The organism is Sphingobium sp. RC1 (assembly GCF_059738765.1).
Genome location: NZ_AP027307.1, coordinates 1 through 21,879, shown reverse-complemented (window position 1 = coordinate 21,879; position 21,879 = coordinate 1). Strand labels below are relative to the sequence as shown.

The 21,879-nt window shown below is 60.3% G+C and carries 19 protein-coding genes and 3 pseudogenes; 5 read left to right on the top strand and 17 right to left on the bottom strand.

Annotation, left to right across the window (positions count from 1 at the left end):
- Positions 1-21: 21 nt before the first annotated feature.
- The 6 genes from AC6JBC_RS13180 to aptA all read right to left on the bottom strand — a co-directional run bounded on the left by AC6JBC_RS13180 (position 22) and on the right by aptA (position 7,463).
- The gene (locus tag AC6JBC_RS13180; protein ID WP_449470479.1) at positions 22-1,272 is read right to left on the bottom strand and encodes an MFS transporter; all 1,251 of its coding nucleotides are present in this window, start codon (positions 1,270-1,272) and stop codon (positions 22-24) included.
- Positions 1,273-1,451: 179 nt separating this feature from the next.
- Positions 1,452-1,841: a VOC family protein gene (locus AC6JBC_RS13175; protein ID WP_449470480.1), complete on the bottom strand. Its 390-nt coding sequence runs from the start codon at positions 1,839-1,841 to the stop codon at positions 1,452-1,454.
- Positions 1,842-1,887: 46 nt separating this feature from the next.
- Positions 1,888-2,274, bottom strand: coding sequence for a VOC family protein (locus tag AC6JBC_RS13170; protein ID WP_449470482.1), 387 nt, complete (start codon positions 2,272-2,274; stop codon positions 1,888-1,890).
- 78 nt (positions 2,275-2,352) lie between these two features.
- Positions 2,353-4,878: a TonB-dependent receptor gene (locus tag AC6JBC_RS13165; protein ID WP_449470484.1), complete on the bottom strand. Its 2,526-nt coding sequence runs from the start codon at positions 4,876-4,878 to the stop codon at positions 2,353-2,355.
- 167 nt (positions 4,879-5,045) lie between these two features.
- Positions 5,046-5,885: a hypothetical protein gene (locus AC6JBC_RS13160; RefSeq protein WP_498026110.1), complete on the bottom strand. Its 840-nt coding sequence runs from the start codon at positions 5,883-5,885 to the stop codon at positions 5,046-5,048.
- Positions 5,886-6,143: 258 nt separating this feature from the next.
- Positions 6,144-7,463, bottom strand: a complete 1,320-nt coding sequence (gene aptA, locus AC6JBC_RS13155) for an omega-aminotransferase AptA (protein ID WP_460989875.1) — start codon at positions 7,461-7,463, stop codon at positions 6,144-6,146.
- A gap of 150 nt (positions 7,464-7,613) precedes the next feature.
- On the opposite strand from aptA, the gene AC6JBC_RS13150 reads away from it, so the two are divergent.
- Both AC6JBC_RS13150 and AC6JBC_RS13145 read left to right on the top strand, forming a co-directional pair.
- The gene (locus AC6JBC_RS13150; RefSeq protein WP_498026109.1) at positions 7,614-8,159 is read left to right on the top strand and encodes a cupin domain-containing protein; all 546 of its coding nucleotides are present in this window, start codon (positions 7,614-7,616) and stop codon (positions 8,157-8,159) included.
- 117 nt (positions 8,160-8,276) lie between these two features.
- Positions 8,277-8,420, top strand: a pseudogene (locus AC6JBC_RS13145) (IS110 family transposase); the annotation flags it as partial.
- 12 nt (positions 8,421-8,432) lie between these two features.
- On the opposite strand, the pseudogene AC6JBC_RS13140 reads toward AC6JBC_RS13145, so the two are convergent.
- The 10 genes and pseudogenes from AC6JBC_RS13140 to AC6JBC_RS13095 form a co-directional block, all read right to left on the bottom strand.
- Positions 8,433-8,636 (bottom strand): annotated as a pseudogene (locus AC6JBC_RS13140) (transposase domain-containing protein); the annotation flags it as partial.
- A gap of 25 nt (positions 8,637-8,661) precedes the next feature.
- On the bottom strand, positions 8,662-10,731 hold the full coding sequence (locus AC6JBC_RS13135; RefSeq protein WP_498023829.1) for a recombinase family protein: 2,070 nt from the start codon (positions 10,729-10,731) through the stop codon (positions 8,662-8,664).
- Complete coding sequence (locus AC6JBC_RS13130) at positions 10,718-10,900, bottom strand: hypothetical protein (protein WP_087576147.1); 183 nt, start codon at positions 10,898-10,900, stop codon at positions 10,718-10,720. The genes AC6JBC_RS13135 and AC6JBC_RS13130 overlap by 14 nt, the downstream gene beginning before the upstream one ends.
- Positions 10,901-11,202: 302 nt before the next feature.
- Positions 11,203-12,537 (bottom strand): annotated as a pseudogene (gene tnpC, locus AC6JBC_RS13125) (IS66 family transposase); the annotation flags it as partial.
- Positions 12,538-12,568: 31 nt separating this feature from the next.
- Positions 12,569-12,925 carry an IS66 family insertion sequence element accessory protein TnpB gene (gene tnpB / locus AC6JBC_RS13120; protein WP_449470443.1) on the bottom strand — a complete coding sequence of 119 codons (357 nt, stop codon included), beginning with the start codon at positions 12,923-12,925 and terminating at the stop codon, positions 12,569-12,571.
- Positions 12,922-13,275 carry a transposase gene (locus tag AC6JBC_RS13115; RefSeq protein ID WP_460989613.1) on the bottom strand — a complete coding sequence of 118 codons (354 nt, stop codon included), beginning with the start codon at positions 13,273-13,275 and terminating at the stop codon, positions 12,922-12,924. Before AC6JBC_RS13115 ends, tnpB begins: the two co-directional genes overlap by 4 nt.
- Before the next feature lie 13 nt (positions 13,276-13,288).
- Positions 13,289-14,914 carry a Tn3 family transposase gene (locus AC6JBC_RS13110; protein WP_449470493.1) on the bottom strand — a complete coding sequence of 542 codons (1,626 nt, stop codon included), beginning with the start codon at positions 14,912-14,914 and terminating at the stop codon, positions 13,289-13,291.
- On the bottom strand, positions 14,908-15,609 hold the full coding sequence (locus tag AC6JBC_RS13105; RefSeq protein WP_449470495.1) for a DUF4158 domain-containing protein: 702 nt from the start codon (positions 15,607-15,609) through the stop codon (positions 14,908-14,910). The genes AC6JBC_RS13110 and AC6JBC_RS13105 overlap by 7 nt, the downstream gene beginning before the upstream one ends.
- 124 nt (positions 15,610-15,733) lie before the next feature.
- Positions 15,734-16,264: a site-specific integrase gene (locus AC6JBC_RS13100; RefSeq protein ID WP_449470496.1), complete on the bottom strand. Its 531-nt coding sequence runs from the start codon at positions 16,262-16,264 to the stop codon at positions 15,734-15,736.
- Positions 16,261-17,553 carry a site-specific integrase gene (locus AC6JBC_RS13095; protein ID WP_460989874.1) on the bottom strand — a complete coding sequence of 431 codons (1,293 nt, stop codon included), beginning with the start codon at positions 17,551-17,553 and terminating at the stop codon, positions 16,261-16,263. The genes AC6JBC_RS13100 and AC6JBC_RS13095 overlap by 4 nt, the downstream gene beginning before the upstream one ends.
- A 297-nt stretch (positions 17,554-17,850) precedes the next feature.
- Between AC6JBC_RS13095 and AC6JBC_RS13090 the strand changes: the two genes are divergently transcribed.
- Positions 17,851-19,044, top strand: a complete 1,194-nt coding sequence (locus tag AC6JBC_RS13090) for a hypothetical protein (RefSeq protein ID WP_498026108.1) — start codon at positions 17,851-17,853, stop codon at positions 19,042-19,044.
- Positions 19,045-19,331: 287 nt separating this feature from the next.
- Here AC6JBC_RS13090 and AC6JBC_RS13085 read toward each other — a convergent pair whose 3' ends face one another.
- On the bottom strand, positions 19,332-19,733 hold the full coding sequence (locus AC6JBC_RS13085; RefSeq protein ID WP_449470502.1) for a hypothetical protein: 402 nt from the start codon (positions 19,731-19,733) through the stop codon (positions 19,332-19,334).
- Between the two features lie 234 nt (positions 19,734-19,967).
- Here AC6JBC_RS13085 and AC6JBC_RS13080 point away from each other — a divergent pair, with 234 nt between their 5' ends.
- Both AC6JBC_RS13080 and AC6JBC_RS13075 read left to right on the top strand, forming a co-directional pair.
- Entirely contained in the window at positions 19,968-20,357 is a 390-nt protein-coding gene (locus AC6JBC_RS13080) for a hypothetical protein (RefSeq protein ID WP_449470503.1), read from the top strand.
- Positions 20,358-20,587: 230 nt separating this feature from the next.
- A complete protein-coding gene (locus tag AC6JBC_RS13075; protein ID WP_449470505.1) occupies positions 20,588-20,842 on the top strand; it encodes a hypothetical protein in 255 nt (84 codons plus the stop codon).
- Positions 20,843-21,879: the final 1,037 nt, after the last annotated feature.

Below are 21,879 nucleotides of genomic sequence, written 5' to 3'. Positions count from 1 at the left end.
TGTTTCACGCAAGCGGCCGCATCACTGCAACGCATGCGACATATGCTCAGCCCTGACCTTTTCCCTGAGGTGGCGGCCAATTGCGAAGAAGGCCGCCGCCCCCGCCAGGCACAGGGTGACGAAAGCGGCCGAAACGGTGAGGTAATTGCCCGACACATCCCGAAGCCAGCCCGCGAGCGGCGACGTGGCGAAAGTGAAGGGGATGGTGAAGAGGCCCAGCAAGCCAAGCACTTTGGGCAGCGCCTCCACCCCAAACACCTCAATCGACAAGGCGTTGATGGGCGGGAATATCGCTGCCCCGGCCAAGCCGATGAGAGAGGCGGATGCCGTAAGAGCGGGTAGCCAGCCAGTCATTGCCAATAATCCCCAGCCAGTCGAAAATCCGAGTCCAGCGATCCCCAATGTGTTTGCAGAGCCCCAGCGATCACATGCAATCCCGGCCAGCAAGGAACCGGCGATACTCGCTGCCCCCGAAATCGCAAGAAGGACCGCCCCCATTTCCACGGAGACGCCATGTTCCTCTACCGCGGGCAGCAAATGGGCAGCGCCAGCGATTGAGATCCCGCTCAGTACCCCATATCCCAACATGATGACCCAGAATATCGCCGTGCCCATAATGCCGCCGGGCCGGGCTTCGACATCCGGCACGTCGACAACGGCCTCATCGGATGCATCCAGCGGCGGCTCCTCCACGCTCAGCGTCAAAGGCAATAGCAAGAGGTGCAGCGCCGCCAGTGACAGATAGAGGCCCGCCAAGCCGTATCGCTGCATGATGCCTACGCCGACGACAGGGATGATCGTGCTGAAGATAGGCAGATAGGCGATGCCCGTCGCCCTACCACGGGCGTGTGGGAACCAGCCGCCCGCCAGCACCGCCGGAGGAAGCGCCGCGAACAATGCCGCGCCGGGACCAATGAATACCGCGCATGCGAACAGCGCAACAGCTATGCTCGGGGCAAAGGCAAGCAGCAGATAGCCGGTGAAAGACACCAGAACCCCGACTGTCATGACCCGTCGAAGTCCCCATCGTGCCAGCAAAAGAGCCATCATAGGGCCAAGTGCGGTCATGGTCAGGACCGTGAGCGAAAGACCCATGGCAGCCCAGCCCATAGAGGCATGGAACCGTTCCTGGAATGCCAAGACGCTCACGCCGAGCCCACCAAATGCGCAGCCCGTTCCAACATTCTGTGCCAATGTCGCCCGAAGCAGCATGGCCCCCGCGCGCCCGCGCAATCCCATCATCGGCTCTTCTATAGCAGCAAATTCCGCCATTTCCTGTTCGCCTTCATGAAACCTGCGGGAGGTAGGCTGCCCCGAGTCAACGCTTTAAACTGTGGTGCCTGAACAGGCGTCGTGCTTGCCCATTGATCGCCGTCCAGCAAACCAGCCATGTCTCAGACGGAAGACAGGGCATGTCGTACACCCATGCCCCGCTTCCTCCTGCACCCTGGTCAGGCCATCGATTGCATGACCTCGATGCTATGTCCTTCAGGATCGGCGATTACGGCGTAGCGGAACTGATGTTCTTCCAGCGTTTCCGCCGCCCTGACGCTGGTGCCGCCCGCCGCCAGTGCAGCAGCTACGACGCTATCCACATCTTCGACCATGAAGGCGATCGTCGCTTCCCCGGGCGTCGGGGCAGGCCTGTTCACATAATGCAGCAGGGCAATTTGATTGTCGCCCTCGCCTGTGGACAGGAATATCTCCAGATGAGGATCATCAAGTGCGAGCGCATCGAAGCGCCGAACCTCTTTCAGACCGAATACCTTGTCATAGAAAACAGCTAGTGCTTCTGAATCACTTACGGTGAGCTTGAAATAATATAAGGAAGCCTTGCTCATGTTTTTCCCTCGTCAGAGCCGAATGTCTCGGCGTAGTGCGGAATGATCAAAGACCGAATTGCATGACTTCGATTGCATGACCTTCAGGGTCTGCGATCGTCGCCCAGCGGAAATTATGCTCTTCGATGGATTGGGCCGGCAGGATGATGCTGCCGCCTCTCGCCTGCGAAGCGGCCACCACCGTGTCCACATTTCCAACGGTAAAGGCGACTCGCACTTCACCAGGCTGTGGCGCGGGTTTGTTGATATATTCCATCAGGCACAGCTGCTCCGCCGAAGATGCCGACAGGTAAATCTCCAAATGAGGCCGCACATGTTCGGGCTTGTGAATGCGCCGGGTTTCCTTCATCCCGAACACTTCCTGGTAGAAGGGCGCCAAAGCTTCCGCATCGCCGACCATCAGCTTGACATAATATAGGGACGTTTCGCTCATCGATTTGCCTCTGCGTGACTGGATTGTTCAAATTTGCTATTCAGTTTTAAGGTCTTTCTCTGCGCCTGCCGCCGATCACTAGAATGAGTAGCGCGCGCGAACGCCATACATACGCGGCTCGCCATAAAGCGTGGCGGAGTAGAGAACGGAGGGGAAGACGTTGCTGTTTGATACGCGATAGAGTTTGTTGGCGATGTTCGTACCATACAGGCCGATATCTAGGTTGCTTCCTGCGATCTTCTTCCAGTCGAGAGAGAGATTCAGCGTACCAAAGGGCTCCAGCTTTTCGCCGGGCTGGTTCGGCGGCACCACGGTACCCTCAGTATGCTGCGAGGACGTATGTGAGTAGATCGCAAAGAAAGAAATCGTCCCAAGATTGCCACCCAAAGACTGCTCCGCCGAGGCATGAATGCTGTAGATGTACGGCGCGACATACTGGAACGGCAGACAGGATAGGTCGGCTGTCCCGGGCGGGCTGATGAAGTTGCCCGAACAGTCCTGCACCGGTACATTCGGCTGATATTCGTAACGCTCGTATTTGGCGTCGGTATAGCTGAATGTGCCGCCGATTTCCACGCCCGGGAACGGCCTTAGCGAAGCTTCCGCCTCTACGCCCTGGATGCGGGCGTCGGCCTTCAGAACTTGAGCGCCAGCTGCCTGCGTCACAGGATTGAAATCACCCGTGGCCCGCTGAATATCCTTGTATTTTAGATAATAATAGGTGGCGTTCAAACGAAGTGGCATGCCCGCAACCCGGACGTCCGACTTGAAACCGCCCTCATAGGATGTGACATATTCGGGTGGGAATGTTCGGGTGGTCGGGAAGACGGCATTGGCATTGATGCCCCCCGCCTTGTAGCCGCGGCTGACCTTTGCGTAGAGGAGCAAGGCGTCAGAGGCCCGGTAGTCCAACCCAATGGTCCAGGTAGGGGCATTGGTCTTAAGGACGGCGTTGAACTCGCATTCGCTTGGATCGACTGCAGGGGTGTTCGTGGCCGAGCAGAGAATGGCGCCAGGCGCCTGAGGTGTAGGATTGAGGTTGGGTCCGAAGAAATTGGCCGACCCGCTTACCTTATCCCAGGTATGGCGATATCCACCGGTCAGCTTGAGATTTTCCAGGGTCGGTACAAGCAAGCCGAAATCCAGCGTTGCCTGTGCGTAGAGTGCCTTTGACCTGTTGGTGATCGAAAACCTGGCGTCAGAGCTTGGGCAGAAGCCGGTGAACGCAGCCGGGCAGAAGGCGATCGCGCCCGCGCCTTGCTCCCTGACGGGACGCTGATCGTAGAGGAATGCCCCGGTCGTCAATGTCAGTTGATTGTCGAACAGATTGCCCTGCAACTGCAGTTCTTCGGTGAAGACTTTCAAATCATCTCTGGGAACGCGGGCCGATGTGGCGTTAACATAGATTAGCGGCGTTCCATCGCCTGGCAGCGTGGCCTGGCCCGGCGCGGGATAACGGCGTGGGTCATCATCCTGCTGTTGGAGGACGCTGCCGTCGCTATCGATACTGTAGTTCGAGGTGAAACGCTGGTAGCTCACGATATTGCGGAGCGTAAGTTCGTCGTTCAGATTGAGCGAAGAAGTGTTGGTGATGCCCCAGGTCTTCGTCTTTTGATAGGAATCCACGCCATGCGCCGTCTTTCGCGGCCCGCGTGCTTCTGAATCGGCAGCGGCTGCACGGTACACGTCACATGAAGCGATTTGTCCAGGGATTGTCGGGCCTTCGTAGCAAAAGCCGAGTGACGGATCCGACAATGCTGCGACGTTGAAACCAGTGTTGACAAGTCCGGTGCCATTGTTGCTCGACTTGGCTCCGTAGGCCATCGTGTAGTTCTCAAAGCCTTCAAATGGCTTGAGCGTCAGGCCGATGCGTCCGGAATACCAGTGCGTATTGTCACGATCCTTGTCCCAGACCACGTCATAGGTGTAGCCATCACGGTCCTGATAGGCGCCTGCGACGCGCAGGAGAACCTTGTCCTCCACGACCGGCACATTGATCGCGCCTTCCAGTTGCTTGTTGTCGTAGTTACCGAATTTCGCCTGAGCATAGCCTTCGAAATCATTGGTCGGCTTGTGCGGGACGAGCAGAACAGCGCCACCTGTGGTGTTACGTCCGAACAAAGTACCCTGCGGCCCGTTTAGAACCTGCACGTTCTCCAGGTCGACGAAATTCCCCGGTCCGCCCTGTTGAGGGGTAGAAATCGGAGCGGGCAGCGGTACTTCGTTCAGGTACACCACCACACCGGGGGAGGCTTGGAAGGTGGCGCCTTGGCCGCGTATCGTGAAGCTCTGCGCCTCACGCGAGGGATTGCCATTATTGCCCACTACCAGCGAAGGAACGGTGGCTTGCAGGTTTTGCGCTTCCGTCACGCCTTGCTGCTGAAGGCGCTCGGGAGAAAAGGCCGTGATGGCGATAGGCACGTCTTGCGCGCGCTCGTCGCGACGCTGGGCGGTCACCACGATATCATCAGAAGGGGAGTTGCTAGCGTCGAGCGCCGTAGCTGAGCGATCCTGAACCTGCGCCTGCACATTCTGCGGAATGGCGAGCGGTAACAGTGTCGCTGAACATAATAAGCCGACGCGAAGCCTTGTATATATAGCCATGTTATAGCCTCCCTCTTAAAATGATATCGTCTGCCAAGTTTTTTGTCTTGGTTTGTTCAATTATTGGCGAGGTGATGTGTTCTGGCAGAAGATGATGACGCGCGAGCGGCGCGCATCCAGCGATCATCTATTAGGTTTTTCTTCTGCCAGAATGATGCATATCCCTCTTATGCCGCTGCCTGATCATATATTGCAGGCATGATCGTGGGCGGCCCTGGCTCGAATACGCTCGTGAGGAACTGGATGAATTCAGGGTCGTGGAGCGGATCGCTCGGCGTCTTGAACGCTATGCCGCGAGCACGTAGTTCCGAAAGGAAGATGTCGAAGACCTGCTCATGCGATAGATCATCGCTATGATCGAGCGCGACCGTCATCTCATTTAGATCCATGTACATATCCGCGCCCCAATGGAACAGAAGGCGGATTTCGTCGGCTGGTAATTGCTGAACAACCTTGCCATCGGTCGTAACCTGCCAACCGTCCGAATTGGGGTCTGCTGCGATTACTGAATTGATGGCCAGGCCCTTCGGCTTGCGCATGTGTTCCGGCCCACAAGCGTTTGCGCCGTGATACATGACCTCATTCTCGACCACCGCGGCGCGGCCCCACATCGGGGCATAAAGCTGCTTGGGCTGCCCGTCCGGGCCATCCGGCCAATAGGTAAAGCCGCCGCCGATCTGCCCCTTATAATACCAGGTCAGCACCTGCGTTTTCTTTACCTGCCAATGGCGGAACAACCCGGATTTGGTCATGAGGCCGATCAGCCAGGACGGGGTGTTCTGAATGTTCACACCACGATAATCGGCGCCATCAACATGTGGCGGGCCGCCTGCGCCGGCCGGACCCTGAATGTTGCAAAGCATTAGGTTGGGGGCTGCATATTTGGCACCCCAATAACCACGGGCCAGTTCAAGAAACTTGCTGTGATAGAAACAGTCCTCGATTTCGGGGTAAAGGCTTGCATAGCCCCGTCCGAGAAAGGCGCGGAAAACAGGGCTCAAAAACATGTCCCATGTGGGAACGAAGCCTTCGGGGAGTGTTCCGGATGTCGCACCAATCACCTCTTCAGGGGAACTGAATTCCTGCGAAAGGATAGTGGTCCATGGCCCTTGCTCGCGAAGAACGGAAAAAAGCCGCTGCCGTTGATCTTCGCTGAACGCGCCCTCCAGGAGTTGGGGCTCGGCGATTGGGCGTAGAAACGAATGAGTATTCATAACGACTTCCTCTCAGAACAAAAAAACTGCGAAACAAATTTCAGAACGATCTCAAGCCGTTCGTTTAAGTACGTCGAGCAAAGTTTGTGTGAGACTATCGATTTGGTCACGACTGATAATAAGCGGGGGTGAGAGCACGATCGTGTCGCCATTTGCGCGGACCAAAAGGCCCTTTTCGAAGCAGTCCACGAATGCTTCAAATCCGCGTGATCCTGGATCATCTGGCCGAGGGGCAAGTTCAATTGCCGCGATAAGGCCCATGGCCCGGATATCGGCAATGTGCGGCGCGGTCTGCAATGACAGCAGGCTGTGCTGCCAATGCTCTTCAAGCTCAGCAGCGCGGCTAAAAAGGCCTTCGCGCTGATAGATGTCGAGGCTTGCAAGGCCCGCCGCGCAAGCAGCCGGGTGACCGGAATAGGTGTACCCATGAAAAAGCTCGATCGCGGCTTCAGGCCCCTGCATCAGGGCATCATGCACGTCGCGCGACGTGAATACGGCCCCCATTGGCATGGCGCCGTTGGTCAGCCCCTTCGCTGTCGTGATAATATCGGGGACCACATCGAAGTGCTGGGCCGCGAAGGGACTACCAAGACGGCCGAAGCCGGTAATCACTTCGTCGAAAATGAGGAGGATGCCATGCCGCGTCGCTATCTCGCGCAGCCGCTTCAAATAACCCTGCGGCGGCAGCAGCACCCCTGTCGAGCCAGCGACGGGTTCTACGATGACGGCCGCGATAGTATCCGCCCCATGCAGCTGGACGAGACGCTCAAGATCGTCAGCCAACTCGGCGCCATGTTCGGGCGGGCCCTTGCACAACAGGTTGCGGCTGGGATCGTGAGTGTGCCGCATGTGGTCAACGCCATGCAGGGTGGAGAAGGCGCGACGATTATTGACAAGGCCGCCTACCGAAATGCCGCCAAAGCCCACGCCGTGATAGCCACGCTCACGCCCGACCAGCCGAGTGCGCGTGCCCTGGCCGATCGCGCGCTGATAGGCGAGCGCGATCTTGAGCGCCGTGTCCACGGATTCCGAGCCCGATCCGGTGAAGAATATCCGGTCGAGACCGGGGGGCGCGATTTCGGAGAGGCGTTCTGCAAAGCGGAAGGCGAGAGGATGGCCCAGCTGAAAGCTTGGTGCGTAATCGAGGCTTTCCAACTGGGCGGCGACTGCTGAGGCGATCTCCGTACGGCCATGTCCTGCGTTGACGCACCACAGGCCGGCCGTCCCGTCGAGAATCTCGCGTCCGTCGTCGCTGCGATAGTGCATCCCCGTTGCTTCGACCAGCATTCGAGGCGCCGCTTTGAACTTCCTGTTGGGAGTAAACGGCATCCAGTAGGCATCAAGAGCAACGCTGTTATTAAGACTCTTCATTTGATCATCCGCTAATTTAGCGACATGTTGACCGTTTACTCAGGCAACCCGCAAGACGTTTTCCGACCTTCAGAAAGTTCTTGATTTACAATAGGATGCGCTGATAAACGTTCGATATATCAAACATATGCAACAGGACGAGTAGTTTTGATGCCGGAAGTGGAAATCGGATCGCGCCTACGCCGTGCGCGGGAGAAGGCTGGCATTTCTCAACGTGCGCTGGCCAAGCGTGCCGGCATCACCAATTCCACCATCTCATTAATGGAATCGGACGGCACCAATCCATCGATCGGCGCTCTGAAGCGCGTGCTTGATGCGATGTCGGTCAGTTTAGCTGACTTTTTCGCGACGGACGAGACGGATCGTCCCCGAACTTTCTACAAGGCCTCCGAACTAACGGAAATTGGCAAAGGCTCCGTATCCTTACGTCAAGTAGGACCCAGCCTGGTGGGGCGCCAGCTGCAAATCCTGTCCGAAACCTACCAACCCGGCGCCGATACGGGGAAGATCAACCTCACTCATGAGGGCGAGGAAGGCGGGATCGTTATATCCGGCTTTCTCGAACTGACCGTCGATGGCGAGAGATGCATATTGGGGCCCGGCGACGCTTACAGCTTCGACAGCAAGCGCCCTCATCGCGTCCGCTGCGTCGGGGATGAACCAGCTCGCTGCATTAGTGCGTGTACCCCCCCTTAACTTCTAAGATCAGATGGGGTGATTGGGGCCGACCCTGAATCGCTTGGGTGGCTGCTCCTCGCAAAATGGTAAGACGTGGTCCGTGTTGAGCGGCCACAACCATAAGGAGGAGCAACCATGCGCTACTATGCCGGACTGGATGTTTCGTTGGAAGAGACAGCGATCTGTATCGTCGATGAGGTAGGCAAGATCGAACGCGAACTTCGCGCGTCGAGCGACCCCGCTGCCTTAATCGATGCCTTCGCCGCACTCGACTTACCGTAACCGGTGTTCTCAGGCCACGGCGGTCCATGGCATGAGTTCGCCGACGGCGCTGGCCGGATGACCCGCAGCCAGCTTACCGAGCGTTTCGGTCAGCCAGGTGTGCGGATTGATACCGGATATCTTGCAGTTCTCGATGAGCGTGGCGATGACCGCCCAGTTGTCGCCGCCTTCATCGGAGCCGGCGAACAGGGCATTCTTCCGATTGAGCGTGATGCCTGATTCATTGTGCTGCTCCTCTTCAAATGGCGGAAAACAGGGATTTTTGGTTTTCATCCTGAGTACGACACGGGCCTTTTCGCGAGATCGCGGCTTGGATTTCGGGCTTTTCGAGGTCCGCGGCGCGGATTTGATGCGGCGCGCCGGGCATAACCTGCTCGGTCGGGAGCAAGCCAGCTTCGACGACACGGCGGATTTTGTGGTTTGTGACGCCGAACTTGGCTGCCGCCTCCGACATGGTGAGCCATTCACCACCCGTGGTTCCGGCGGAACGATAGCCTTCAATCTTATGCACACGGCGCAGCGAGCTGACGCGATGCCCAGTCCATGTCTTGCCCTGACCCGTTCGCATGCCCATACGGTTGAGGGTGGCGGCGACATCGGCATCGGACCAGCGCGTCGCCATCGATCGAATGATTGCCATCGCTTCTTCGGGCGTGCTCTTGGTATGTTCCCCGGTCTTGGGTTTGCGGATGCGAACCTGGGAATGCTGCCCGCCTTGCCAGTGAATGGTAAGCTCGATTTCCTGCCCATCGTTTTCGACGGTGGCGACGATATCCTTCACCAGCGCGCGCAACAACCTTTGCCGGAACCGCATATCGACATCGGGGGCATTCCACGCCGCTTTGAGATCGTGAGCCAAGCCGGCGAAATTCGGCAGGGCGGCGTCATCGCGCACTTGTCGTTCGTTAAGCCGCACCTCGCAGGCCTCGACACGGCGCAGCGTCGCTTCCCAGCTTTTCTCCAGCTGAGCGGCGATCAACCGGTTATCGGGATCGCAGGCGGCATAGCGTCGCTCAGCAAGCGAGGCTTCATAGCGGGCTTGCTGCAAATCCAGCTCGACCAGCTGTCGCCTCTGCGCTTCGCCTTCAAGATGCATACGCTCTGCCTCCAATGCCGCGTCGATCGCCAAGGGCTCCACGGCGCGCAGCAGTTCCTCCATAACTGCCACATCCGTTCGAGCGCCATTGGTGGTCATGCATCGGGGCCGGGCCAGCATGAGGTTCGAGCGGTCGCAGCGGTAGATATGATAGCCGATGCGGCGGCCGACATAAACGACGCACAGGCGGCGGCCACAATGACCACAAGTGAGCATGCCTGCGAGGAAAGCCTTGCCACCGCGGCCGGACTTTATGCCGCCGGCCTTGCCGTAGGCGTTGGTCGCCAGGACCCTTTGGTTCCGCTCAAACTCATCCCAGCTGACATAGCTGTCATGATGCTCCCTGAGCATGATGCCCCAATCGTCGTACGACTTGCGATGCCCATAGCTCTTGCGCACTCGACCATCGACGATCTGGGTGCGCTTCTCGGTTTTGCCATAGGCGTAGGCACCGGCGTAGAACGGGTTCTTGAGCACGCTAATTACATTGCGATAACGGATCGGAACCCAATCAAAGGAGACCATCATCTTGCCGTCCGATGGGCGCGGGAAATGCATACCTTCGGCGGTCAGCGCGATGAGCACCTGGCGGGCGCTACCTATCTCGCGGAACCGCGCGAATATGTGCCTGATGGCCTCCTGAACTCGAATGTCGGGGTCAAAACTCAGACCGTAGTCGCGATGCCAGATGTAGCCGATCGGAACGCTGATGCGCAGTTCGCCGCGCTGAGCCTTTTGCCGTGCAGCTTCGTACATACGGGCACGGATTACAGAAAGCTCGAACTCGCTGATACTGCCCTTCATGCCGAGCAGCAGCCGGTCGTTCGGCTTGGCCGGATCGTAGACCCCATCGATGTCGATGACACGAGCATCGACCTGGCCGCAAAGCTCGAGAAGCCGGTGCCAGTCGGGTCCGTTGCGGGAAAGGCGAGAGGCCTCAAGGCACAATACGGCGCCGACGCGACCCGTGCACAGATCCTCCACCAGACGCTCAAAGCCGGGGCGATCCACTGCACCGCTCGCGCTGCGTCCAAGATCCTCATCGATCACCTCGACATCACGAAATCCCCAGCGGCGCGCAACATCGACGAGTTCATACTGGCGACGCTGACTCTCCAGGTTCCCGTTGACCTGCTGGGGCGTCGACTGCCTGACGTAAACAACTGCCTTGCGCCTCAGCAGGGCCATCGGAAGGAGATTACCGCCCGTCATTGGTCGTCTCCTCGTCCGAGACGCCTGCGGCCGCCATCAACAACTTGGCTAGGCTTGCCACCACGACGACGCGCTGGGCTCTCGTCAGACCGTCCAGGCTTCTGGTGTCGAGCGGCATGATCAACTGGCGCAGCGCCGGCAGCCGCGTTGGTGGGGGCAAGGTCTTCATCGTTTACCTCCTGAGCGTTCAAACCGCTCAGCAGGGCATTACGAAGGTCCGCGTCGATCAAGAGGCTATGGAGATCGGTCAACGCATCTACGGCAACCTGAGGGCTACCCAAGCTGAACGCATCGCACACCTCGCGATCCAACATCCAAGCCGGAACTACGATGACTTCGCCGGGGCTCACCACAATGTGGGCGACTCTGCCGTTCGCCCGTTCCTCGGTATACTCGCACCGAACCGTGCGCTCGAAATAGGGATGCCACCGATACCAGACGACAACGTCGTGCCCGACATGGGCAGAATGTCTGCGAGATGGCAAGCGGCCTGATTGATCGCTCGACGGTGTTGCTATCGAGATCGATGCGGCCATCATCGAGGAAGCGGGAGAGGCCATCCCAACGGGTGAGCGCGTATCGGATTGCCTCGCCGAGCTTGCTCTTGGCGCTTACCTGGCGGTTCCGCGCACCGAGGTATTGGTGGAGGTCATCGACGATGATGCGACTGCGTCCACTGCGGATCAACCGGCGCTGTTCGGCAGGCAGCCCTCGTACCTCGTCCTCAATGGCATAGAGCTGGGCGATCCGGCGCAGCACTTCGGTGGCGACTGGCGAGCTGTCGGCCAGTTCGTAGAATTTGCGGCGCACATGGGCCCAGCAAAAGGCGAGGTGGATCTGGTTGCGCCGCCGGGCGAGCGCGGCGTAGCCACCATAGCCATCGACCTGCAGGATGCCGACGAAGTCGCCCAGGTGCGTTTCCGCCCGCTCGCTCTTGCGATCGGCAGCATAGACATAGGCAACCATCGGCGGATCATCGCCGCTCCACGGGCGATCATCGCAAGCATAGGCCCATAATTGCCCGGTTTTGGTCCGCCCTCGACCGGGATCAAGCACTGGTGCGGTGGTCTCGTCGGCGAACAGCCGCTCGGATCGCCGCAATCGCTCCAGGATATGGTCGCGCAGTGGGCGCAGGTACCAAGCCGCCCGTCCCACCCAGTCGGCCAGCGTCGAGCGATCAAGCTGGATGCCTTGGCGGGCGTAAATCTGTGCCTGTCGGTACAACGGCAGGTGATCAGCGTACTTGGCGACCAGCACCTGCGCGATCAGCGCTTCGGTAGGAATGCCGCCCTCGACGATCCGTGCCGGCGCCGGGGCCTGCACAATGGCACTCTCGCACGAACGGCAGCCGTAGCGCGGACGGCGCGTGACGAGCACGCGAAAGGTGGTGGGCACGACATCGAGACGCTCGGCCACATCCTCGCCGATCTGGTGGAGTGAACCCTCGCAGCAAGGGCAAACCTTGTCCTCGAGATCGACAACCTGTTCGATCCGTTCGAGATGGGAAGGCAGTGATCCGCGGTTGGTCTTGCGCGGCCGATCCGCCGGTGTCCGCTTCGCCTTGTCGCGGGCCTGCTCGGCCTGAGCTAATGCTGTCTCGACTTCTTCCAGGGAGAGCTCGAACTGGTCGGGATCGAGCTGTTCGGAACGGCGGCCGAAACGGTGGCGTTGCAAGGCATCGATGATGGCCTTCAGGCGCTCGACCTCGGCCTGGAAAACCTTGAGAGCATCAAGCTCGCGGGCCTGTTCGAGGACGAGCGCACGGAGCGCTTCGACGTCGTTGGGAAGGTCCGCTTCCATAAGCATGAGGGCAGTGAATCAGCAGACGAAAGCCCCGTCAACCGGCAATCTGCGGAGCAATCGGGCGCCGCCCGCCATGCACTCGGCGCCAGTCCAGACCTTCCAGCAGAGCGCCCAGTTGCGCCGCCGTAAGACGCATCACGCCGTCCTGGATGCCGGGCCACTTGAAACCGCCGGACTCCAGCCTCTTGGCCATCAGGCACAGGCCGGTGCCGTCCCACCAGACCAGCTTGATCCGGTCGGCGCGCTTCGCCCGGAACACGTAGATCACGCCCGAATAAGGATCACCGCCGTACTCAGCACCAACCAGCGCCGCAAGCGAATCTGCACCCTTGCGAAAATCTACCGGGCGCGTCGCCACCATCACCCGCGTACCAGGCCCTATCCCGATCATCGATCACCATCAATTCCTGGGCCCTGCAGAGCTTGGATAACGGCTACCACCAGATCGGTCCGGGCCGCTTGCCCGATCCGGACAACGGCACCACTGACCTCGACCTCTACAACCCCATCGTGCGAACCCGGCGGCGATGTCTCGCCAACCACGGGCACGAACATCGGCTCGTGACGGGGCGGAATCTTGCTGGCCTCTACCGCGTAACGCAGCTCCCGCCGCCATGTGTATAGCAGCGCAGTGCTGACATCCCGCTCGCGTGCAAAGGCAGCGACATTGTCGCAACGCTCCATCTCCGCAACCAGCGCCAGCTTCTGCTCCAGCGTCCAGGCACGCCGTCGTCCGGCCATCCCGCTGAGAACTTCAACCCGTCGAACTGGCTTTGGTGTTGATGTGCTCGTGCGCATTGGGAGCAATCCGTCTAATTTGGTGATCGGGAAACATCTCCGGCATTTGCGCACTGACTTCGCCGATCCGATTTGCGTTCCACGTCATAATGACATTGGTCAGCAGCGTCAGCGATGACGATATCGTCGCCATTTGCTCGGGCGTTCGTCCGTGGCCAGGACCAATTGGACCAGAATAAATTGCCCTTTGCAGGGTGTGGACAGACTCGCCCTGGCTAAGGAGTGCATCGTTCATGGCCCGGAAGGCAGGATTGCCGAGGTGGGTGCCAAGAAAGCGGGTGAGGAGAAGCCTGCCGAAGGCACCACCTGCCTGAAAGGCTTCGTCACCTCGAGCTGCACTGCCAAAACGATCCAGCACATATGTTGCCGAACACCACCCGTTCTTGGTCGAGGCCGTAATGCGAAGAAGCGCATCCCATCCTCGGGTTATTGCCCGAATTGAAACCGTCTCGCTGACGACGGAACGCAGGCTGACAGGGACATCGATGCCTCGGGGAAGGTATAGCTTGCGTTTGTGCAGGCGAGCCAACCTTGGCGCTAGATCAAATCCGACCAGTTTGGCCAACGCCATCCCGAAATGGGTGTGACCATGGGTGTCGACAGCGAGGCGGTGAAGATCAACGGCTTCATGGCGAAGCGCTCCCTCGATAGCAGCCCCGGCTTGTCGTCGGTTCAGCACCACGGCCTGATCATGCAGGATAGCCCATTGATCGAGCACGTGGGTATAGGTTCCGATCGCAGGCGTGCGACGCCGCGGGTCATGCCGAGCATTCCAAAGACGACGGGATGCATCAAGGCTCATCATGTCAGCCGATGCTTGAGTTCCGCCACCCCACAGGCCGGTGACCGGCAAGTTTCTAAAATGATCCAGAATGACGCGGTTCGCCGCTGGTAATCGACCTTCGGCTTCAATGCGACGCATCAGCGTTGCGGCCCGGTACGCCTTGAACGCGGCCTCGCGATCGGGTTGATCGATCAGAAAAGCCCATGTCCGACCAAACGGATTGGGCGTGCCTTCGGGTAAGCGCGGCTTTTCCGCGTGGGCTACTCGACCCACAATTGCCAACGTTTGTTCAAGCGGATGGGCAGGCGGAACATTGAGACTAATCGACGTCGCAGCGTTTAGCAGTTCCCTCGTAGCCTTGCCCGCGGTGGCCAATTCCCGTCGAATACGGTCGACCTTCGTGGCCGGACCATGAATCCCGGTCGGAAGGAACGGCGACAAACTTGCGTGCATTTGCTCGCGAGCAGAGGCATCTGACAGATTCTGATCTTCAAGAAGGCTGTTGAGCTGCAAGACCAGAGCTTGATGACGGCGGAGCTCATCCTCGACCGTCGCCTCGGCGCGCGATTTGGCTTGGCGCCAGAGGTTGGCAATCCGATAGTCGATCATGGTGAGGCCATTATCGGTGAGACGGAGCAGCTGCAGACGTAGAAAGCAGGCGATCTCAAGGCTCTTGCGTTCGCCTCGCATTCGCAAAATAGTGGAGGACTTGCGATAAAGCATTGAACGGGCTTGAGCCTTCAGCATTCCGGTCGCCAAGCCTAGATTGAGCTTTTCGGCACCCAGCTTCTTCAGCAAATCGATCTTGGCGATATGGTCTGCGAGGCCTTTCGTTTTTCGGCTCGTAGGCCCATCCCGTAACCATTCCAGAGACGAGTCTTGCCGTTTTCCATCGTCTGCGACAGCTCACTTTGCCAGACCTTTGTCTGTTCCAGGCCGACCGCGCTCACGGCGCGAGTGAGGAGCACTTCATCACAATGACGACGTGCCGCCACTGCCAAACTTCTCGGTCGGCGTCCGGGCAATTGGATATAGTCATGTTCCACCAGCCAGGCGCGAGCGGCTTGTTCCAGTTCTTCCAGCGAGAATTTCTCGCCCGCTTCTCGCCGAAGAAAGCCATTGAGTGCTCGTTCCGCGTGTTCGGTCAGATTGAGTAATTCCAGGACCTCCTTCGCCGCCGCCTGATGTTCGAATAATGTGCGCCGGCGGCGGTACAGGGCGCGGATGGAAGCAAGGCGGGGCGCGGGGAGGCCGAGTTCGTTGCCGAGGTGGGCCAAGATCCGTGGCGGGATGATCTCGAAGGAATTGAGCGGGGCTCCGGTGAGCCGCAGAAAACCTATCTGTAACGCGACGCCAAGGCGATTGAGCGCGCGTCGTCGGCGTAGGACCGCTCTCCGCGCAAGATCGGAGAGAGTGAAACAACCGGCAATTTCGTGAGCAGTCAGGTCTGGGAACCGCTCCCATCCAAGATATTGTCGAAACGGCGCATCCACGACTCGGCCCTCCCTGTAAGAAGGGTACAGACCCGGCGGGAAAGGTCGAGAAACCTCACGCCCCAATCATATCAGTCACTTAGCGCCGTATCCTGCTTTTTCCCAAAAGAAATCAGTGCGTTGCTTAGCGGCACTTTTTGCTTCTTGGTTCCGTGGCCCCCCCCTTGACCCACTCTGCCACCTCTTCGGCGGTAAGATCGGGAAGCAAACCTTTCTCCCACGCGCCTTGCACCCGCGCCTTAAAAATTGCACTCACCGCCTGCGGTCGCAGTGCCGTTGTCCCGAGCGTCACCACCGTCAGCGGATCGCGGCCCCAGCGCCTCGGAACCACAGCGTCGGGCAGCAGGCGCTGCAGCCCGAGATGTAGCGCCGCCGCATGGCGCCGCGCTGCGGCTTTGACGACCGTGGGGTCAACCGGGGGCAGACGCTTGACGAACAGCCGCCGAAACAGCGGCCCCTCCGACATATCAGGAACTTTGAGCAGCTCGGCCATTGCCGCAATCCACGCCTCAATCGCCAGCACGCTGCGCATCGACAGAAAAGCGGTCGCCCCCTCCCCTTCCTGGTCGCCCTTGTGTGAACGGACAAAGAAGACTGCATCGGGTGCCCAATGGCCCTTTCGTCTGACTGACAGATTTCGTCGCAACGGCATCATTTTCTCACACCTTTCAGCATCTGGGCGGCCGCGTTCGAGGAGGGCGCAAGCTTGCGACCGTATCGCAGCGCGGTCGCGGTGGAGGTCCAGCGCAACGCCTGCGCGATCGGCCCCGCATCCTCGCCATGGGCAAACAGGTCCTGGGTCAGGCCGACCCGCAGCGAATGCGTACTGAGCGCCTTGACTGCTTGGGCCAGATTCGCGCCCATGAGATCGACGAGACCCTGATCGGCCGCGGCCAGCGCGGTCCGCTTGATGATCAGCCGCACGGCGGCGGGTGTGAGCGCGTCCTCGCCAATTTTGTAGGTCGCGGTCGCCGAACGCGCGGGCTGGGCCGCCATGCGCTCGCGATCGACGAGCGCGTGCAGGGCAAGATCGCCGATGGTGCGCTCGCGCCGCGCTTCACGCGCCTTGGTCCGGGTCACCGCCACCCTGCGGAACAGGACGCCCGTACGGATCGAGGCAGCCTCTATCCATAGGCTCACGCGCCGCATCGTATCGGGCGAGAGCCACACAAAGGCCCCCTGCCCCTCCTGGTCGGTTTTCGAACGCGCTAATTGGAGTAAACCGGAACCGTCGTCCTGAGGCTCGATCCGGTCGAATTCCACCGCCGCCAGCTCCGACACGCGTAGACCCGCATCATAGCCCAGCGACAGGAGGGCCGCGTCGCGCAGCCCGACGACATCGCCCGAGCATGCTTCGAGCAGGACCGACAGCGTGAACCCCTTGACCGCCTCGCGCCCGATGCCTTCACCGAAGCGCAAGGGACCGGCCTGGCGCTGGCTGACCCCGACCCGGCGCCGCAGGCCACGCAGCGCATCGCGAACCACACCCGCGCCCACGCGGTTGGGAATGCCCAGGAAGTGATGGGCCACCGCCAGCGAGGACAGGCGCCGGGAAACGGTCGCAGGCTTGAGCCGACGCGCCTCGCAATACTCGACATAGGCCACGAGCCGCGTTTCGCTGGCAGGCAAGCCAATCCCACCCTGTTTCTCCGAAAAGCGCGCGTAGCAGTCGAGATCGACCGCGAGCGCCTTGATGCTGGCGCGTGCCCGCGCCTCCAGACTCTTCCGGAAGGCGAGCGCGTCCAGGGCAGTGTCTTCGCCCGTCAGCTCCTGGAGCAAGGCGACGAGTTGGGCTTCGCGATCCTGCGCGGAACCGGACCGCCGGTGCGGCAGTCTGGCCTCGCCCGGTGCCAGGACCGTCACAATCTCCGCGGAGACCGCGGCTTTTGGCGCAGGAAGGTGCTGTGTCTGCGTCCGCTTTCGCAAGGCTGATTTTGCGCTCATGGTGTCGTTTCGAGCATATTCCCGGCCTGCGCGGACGCAAGACTGCGCTGGCGATCCGTGCGAGTCAGCGCCCTTTCGCCGTTCCGTCTGGCTGTTGGCTCAGAATCCGGGGTTATTGGGAAAAGTGACCTGCCTAAAACCGCGGACAGCGCGGAGTCCGGTCTTATTGGGAAAACGACACGCATGGCGGGAGCATAGCAGCGAAAATATCGATGTCACTATCGATAAATTTCTATTATCGATAGTTCGAAAAATGGCGCGCTAGGGCTGGTGCAGTTAAATCAATTTAACTAGACCTTGGAGATGCAGGACCTTTCAGCGCCATCGACCGCCATGCATCCGCTCCAGTCGGACGAAGACGCGCCCCTCGACGCGCTCATGGCGGCGCGGGTGTGCGCCGCGCTGGCCTGGGGCCTCCTTCAAGGTCGGTTGGCCCATGTGCCCGCCCCCGTGGCGCATGCTTTTTGCGCCGCGCTGATCCGCCTGCTGCTAATCGACTCCCTCGCGCACTCTGGCTTTTCCGGCACCGGGGACTGGTTTTCAGCGTGGTTTTCCGGCCTTGAGCCGGCGCCTGACACGACAGCCTCAATCGCAGCACCCGCGTCGCTCGTGGCCGAAACGCTGCTGTCCGAGCTCTCTTTGTCTGCATGGACGCCACTGGCGCAAGCGGCCGCGCAGATCCGCGCCGCGGCGCGCTTCGACCGGACCGACCGGGCCGAAGCCGCCGAAATCCTGCCCGCCTTCGCTGTCGCCGAGGCAGCCGGGTTGGCCGAGCCCCTTACCCCGCCCACCGAAGGCGACTGGCCGCTCGCCGCGCTCGATCATCTGCATGCGGCGGCCGCAGACTCGCCGCATTTCGCGCCCGCCGAGCGGAACCGCCAATTGCTTTCCCTGCCCTCTGGACCGATGGTGTTCGAACAGACAAGGGCCGGAGCGCCGCTGTGGGCCCTGGATCTCATGGCCGGCCCGCTGATCGCGCGAAGCAACCCAGGCTCCCGCCCCCTCCCCTTGCCCGGATCCGTGCGCGCGGAAGCGCTGCGGCCCGAGTTGTGGCCCCGTGAGCGCGCGATCCTCGTCGCCGAGGCCGCCGGGCAAGCCGCGCAGCGGCTGAGCGATCAGCTGGATGCGGCCCATGCGTGTGTGCAGGACATGCAGCACCCCCTATCCGGCCTGCGCTCGACCTCGCGCGCCCCACTGCTGTACCGGCTGCTCGCCAGCCTTGGGCCGCTGCGCCCGCTCCAGATCGAGCAGGCCCTCGCCGTCTCGAAAAATGGCGTACGCGATCTCGTGGCCACCCTCGTCCAAGCGGGTTTGGCGGAAACAAGCCTGCACCGCCACCAGACGGTCGTCCGCGCCCTGCCGCCCCGGCGTGCGCCCATCGTCACGCCGACAGAGCATGAAGACGTGCCCGATAACCCTTATGCCGAACATGACTCGGCTATGGCCGATATCGATCGCCTGCTGGCCCGCTCGGATTCATCGAGGCAATGACCCGGTCGATCGCACAGCAATGCGAGCGTCGCATCGGCGACACGCCCGGTGAAAGAGAAATTTGACGCGCTGGACCGGCTATTTAGGCAGGCACCGCGACGATCGGCCTGAAAATGCCAGCAAGGTATTGATTTTGAACGAGAAAAGAAAGGTACCCGCAAAGGCCACTTGGAGCGCGAAAACCGCGCCTCGGATAGGTGTGGGTGCCGATAGGCCGTTAATGCGCTCTACGGGCTTCTGAGGGCAAAATAGCGGCTAATGGCCCATTTCCGGCCAGTACCAGTGCATTACCTGCGCAAATCGAGCGGGATACGAAAGACAGGATCAGCAAAACGCTCGATGAGCCGCGACCGCAAAAGATCAACGTCATCGTAGCAACCTTTCCAAGGATCACCATCGCAACGCCGGACCAAAGTCACATCGTCCGCCACCCCGGATTCCTTGAGATAGAACAGCGCCTCTTGGAAACCTCGCAAGCAGGTCTGCGTCAAGGTCCCTGCGCCGACACTGGCAGCCGCACGACGGATCCGCACCTCGCGCGCCAGCGCCACGCGCGACTTGCGCACCATATTGCGCGCATACACAAAAGCGTAGTCCCACCTGGCCCGCTCCAATTGCTTGCTGACCGCGTCCAGCATCCGTCGCTGGCCCTCAAGCTGCCGCAAGCCGATCCTTGCGATCGCCGTCACCAGGTCCGCTAATTTGGCTCGGACCCCGCGGCGCACCCGGATGGGGACGCGACGCGCGCGGGCCGCGTCGCGAAGCGGAAAATCTGCTCCCACTGCCCGGCTACCAGCCCCTCCTTGCTGTGAACGGCTGCCACAAGCAGATGGCGCGCCGGCGCATAATGGAAGCGGTTGCGAACCAGCGTCGCCCGATAGCGCGGCGGAACCGTCTCGGTTCGGGGGCCGTGGGAAGCCCGAATGGCGCTGGCCGAACGGCAGGCGCTCGCCGCAATCGATGCCTATGAACTGCCTGACGAGGCGGTGACGGTCGATGCGCGGGGACGGGTCGTGACGGGTGCCTATGACCTGACCCATTGGAAGCACGCCATCGGCACGTCCATCAGCCTGGAAGCGCTGATGGCCGATCCCACCGCCCTGCTGGCCTGGCTCGGCGCCGACGGCGATCGGCATGAGGAACGTGTCCCGAGCCGTCGTGCGGTTTGGGAGCTGGTTCCCGCGATCGAGGCCTGGAGCAGGCATGCCAAGCTATTTCCCCCTCCCCTCCCCTGCTCCACGCCGGCCGGATCGCCGCGCTGTGGCGCCAGCTTGCTCCCCTCGCCCGCGGCGATGCCGTCGCCAGCTTGCTGATCGGCGATCGCTGGGGTCCCGGACGCTGGAAAGGGTCCCACGGCGGACTGACAGCGCTGGGTCTTAACTGGCGGGTGGCCGATGGAAGATCGCCCAGGGCGCCGAGCTTGATCATCTCTGGCTCGGTGCCATCCTGGCCGGCGCCAACGCGCACCTCGAACTGGGCTCCGATTACGCGCCTACGCCACCGCGCCGCCGGTCATATCCGCGATCGGCGACGGACGGGCAGATTGAAGGAGTTGATCTTCTTCGCCATGGCGCGTCCCGCCATCACCAGCAGCCAGGTCGCTAAGCAGTTCGGGCTGACGTCGGCCGGCGCGATCAAGCTGCGGACCACTGCCGAGGCCATAGGGCTGCTTGTCGAGCGGACGGGTCAGGCAAGCTTTCGTAGCTATATGATCGCGGTCAGCGGCGTGGTCTCCTTGCCGTGTCCACGATGGCGCATCGCGGACAATCCGGAAGACGTGTGCGCGTGCCTTCCCTAGAAATCCACACTGCACATCGGCATTCGATTTCGTTCATGTGGCGGACGCCAGCTAGACGGTAATCAAACAGGAGGCCTAGAATAGGCGTGGTGTTGCAGCAGGTGTGGTTGGTAAACTTATGCTTGCCCACCAAGGGATCTCGCCCGAGGGTCAGGCACCTAGGTTCCTCCCTTTCCACAGCTGTTTGTTGGGCCCATTATATCTACAAAATTCCATAAGATAGGCGCCCTCAGGCGCATCTTAGAGGTTTAGAGAATCTATAAGAAGTTAAGCAGTCGATGGCTACAGTGCGAATCGTGGAGTCAGCGCGAGTCGTGGAGAAAGACCCGTTCCTGAAGTCCCGCCTGATCGTTCCTGAAGTCCCGGAAGCAGCGTTCCTATTCTCCCGTGATTCGGTTCCTGAAGTCCCGACAGCCGTTCCTAAAGTCCCGTGAGGGCCATCCGGCGAGGATCCGCGGCGTTGTCTGGTAAAACACGTTTTACTGGAGGATTATGCCATGGTTTTCCGTGACTTATACACGGTTTGCATCTTTCGGAAGGCCTATCCTGGCTGTTATCCCCCATGTGCCATCCAAAAACCGCGAAACACTGCTGTCCACTTACGGGACTTCGGGAACGGGGGCACTTTCATGACGAACTGCGATCGCGACTTTTATGGATGTGCCGTTGGCTTCGCATCAATGTTCGCCCAATCCGTGAGTTTGTTTGGTTGCAGCAGTCGTCCACGGGATTTCAGGAACAGCCCCGCCACTTGCTCAAGACTTCTACGGGATATCGGGAACGCCCTTTTCATCCCTCCAGTTCGGGACTTCAGGAACGCGCTGCGGCGTTCGTCGTTTCGGAACAGATCGGATGGCTGATACTGGACGAATGAAGCTGATATGCTTGGGTTTGGCGGCAGATCTTTTGGAGGGGCCAACTGTCGCTCAGCCTCGCGAGATCATTGTTGGTCGGTGCTAAGACCGCTTCGGACAGTGGGGTGGGATGGTGAAGTTATGATCCATCTTTTGGCCCGCCAAATTTTCTTCGGTCTTCGC

Excerpts from the sequence above, each read along its gene's own strand:
- AC6JBC_RS13180 (WP_449470479.1), bottom strand. The coding sequence starts at position 1,272 with ATGGCGGAATTTGCTGCTATAGAAGAGCCGATGATGGGATTGCGCGGG.
- AC6JBC_RS13175 (WP_449470480.1), bottom strand. The coding sequence starts at position 1,841 with ATGAGCAAGGCTTCCTTATATTATTTCAAGCTCACCGTAAGTGATTCA.
- AC6JBC_RS13170 (WP_449470482.1), bottom strand. The coding sequence starts at position 2,274 with ATGAGCGAAACGTCCCTATATTATGTCAAGCTGATGGTCGGCGATGCG.
- AC6JBC_RS13165 (WP_449470484.1), bottom strand. The coding sequence starts at position 4,878 with ATGGCTATATATACAAGGCTTCGCGTCGGCTTATTATGTTCAGCGACA.
- AC6JBC_RS13160 (WP_498026110.1), bottom strand. The coding sequence starts at position 5,885 with ATGTTTTTGAGCCCTGTTTTCCGCGCCTTTCTCGGACGGGGCTATGCA.
- aptA (WP_460989875.1), bottom strand. The coding sequence starts at position 7,463 with ATGAAGAGTCTTAATAACAGCGTTGCTCTTGATGCCTACTGGATGCCG.
- AC6JBC_RS13150 (WP_498026109.1), top strand. The coding sequence starts at position 7,614 with ATGCCGGAAGTGGAAATCGGATCGCGCCTACGCCGTGCGCGGGAGAAG.
- AC6JBC_RS13135 (WP_498023829.1), bottom strand. The coding sequence starts at position 10,731 with ATGACGGGCGGTAATCTCCTTCCGATGGCCCTGCTGAGGCGCAAGGCA.
- AC6JBC_RS13130 (WP_087576147.1), bottom strand. The coding sequence starts at position 10,900 with ATGAAGACCTTGCCCCCACCAACGCGGCTGCCGGCGCTGCGCCAGTTG.
- tnpB (WP_449470443.1), bottom strand. The coding sequence starts at position 12,925 with ATGATCGGGATAGGGCCTGGTACGCGGGTGATGGTGGCGACGCGCCCG.
- AC6JBC_RS13115 (WP_460989613.1), bottom strand. The coding sequence starts at position 13,275 with ATGGCCGGACGACGGCGTGCCTGGACGCTGGAGCAGAAGCTGGCGCTG.
- AC6JBC_RS13100 (WP_449470496.1), bottom strand. The coding sequence starts at position 16,264 with ATGATGCCGTTGCGACGAAATCTGTCAGTCAGACGAAAGGGCCATTGG.
- AC6JBC_RS13095 (WP_460989874.1), bottom strand. The coding sequence starts at position 17,553 with ATGAGCGCAAAATCAGCCTTGCGAAAGCGGACGCAGACACAGCACCTT.
- AC6JBC_RS13080 (WP_449470503.1), top strand. The coding sequence starts at position 19,968 with ATGGCGCTGGCCGAACGGCAGGCGCTCGCCGCAATCGATGCCTATGAA.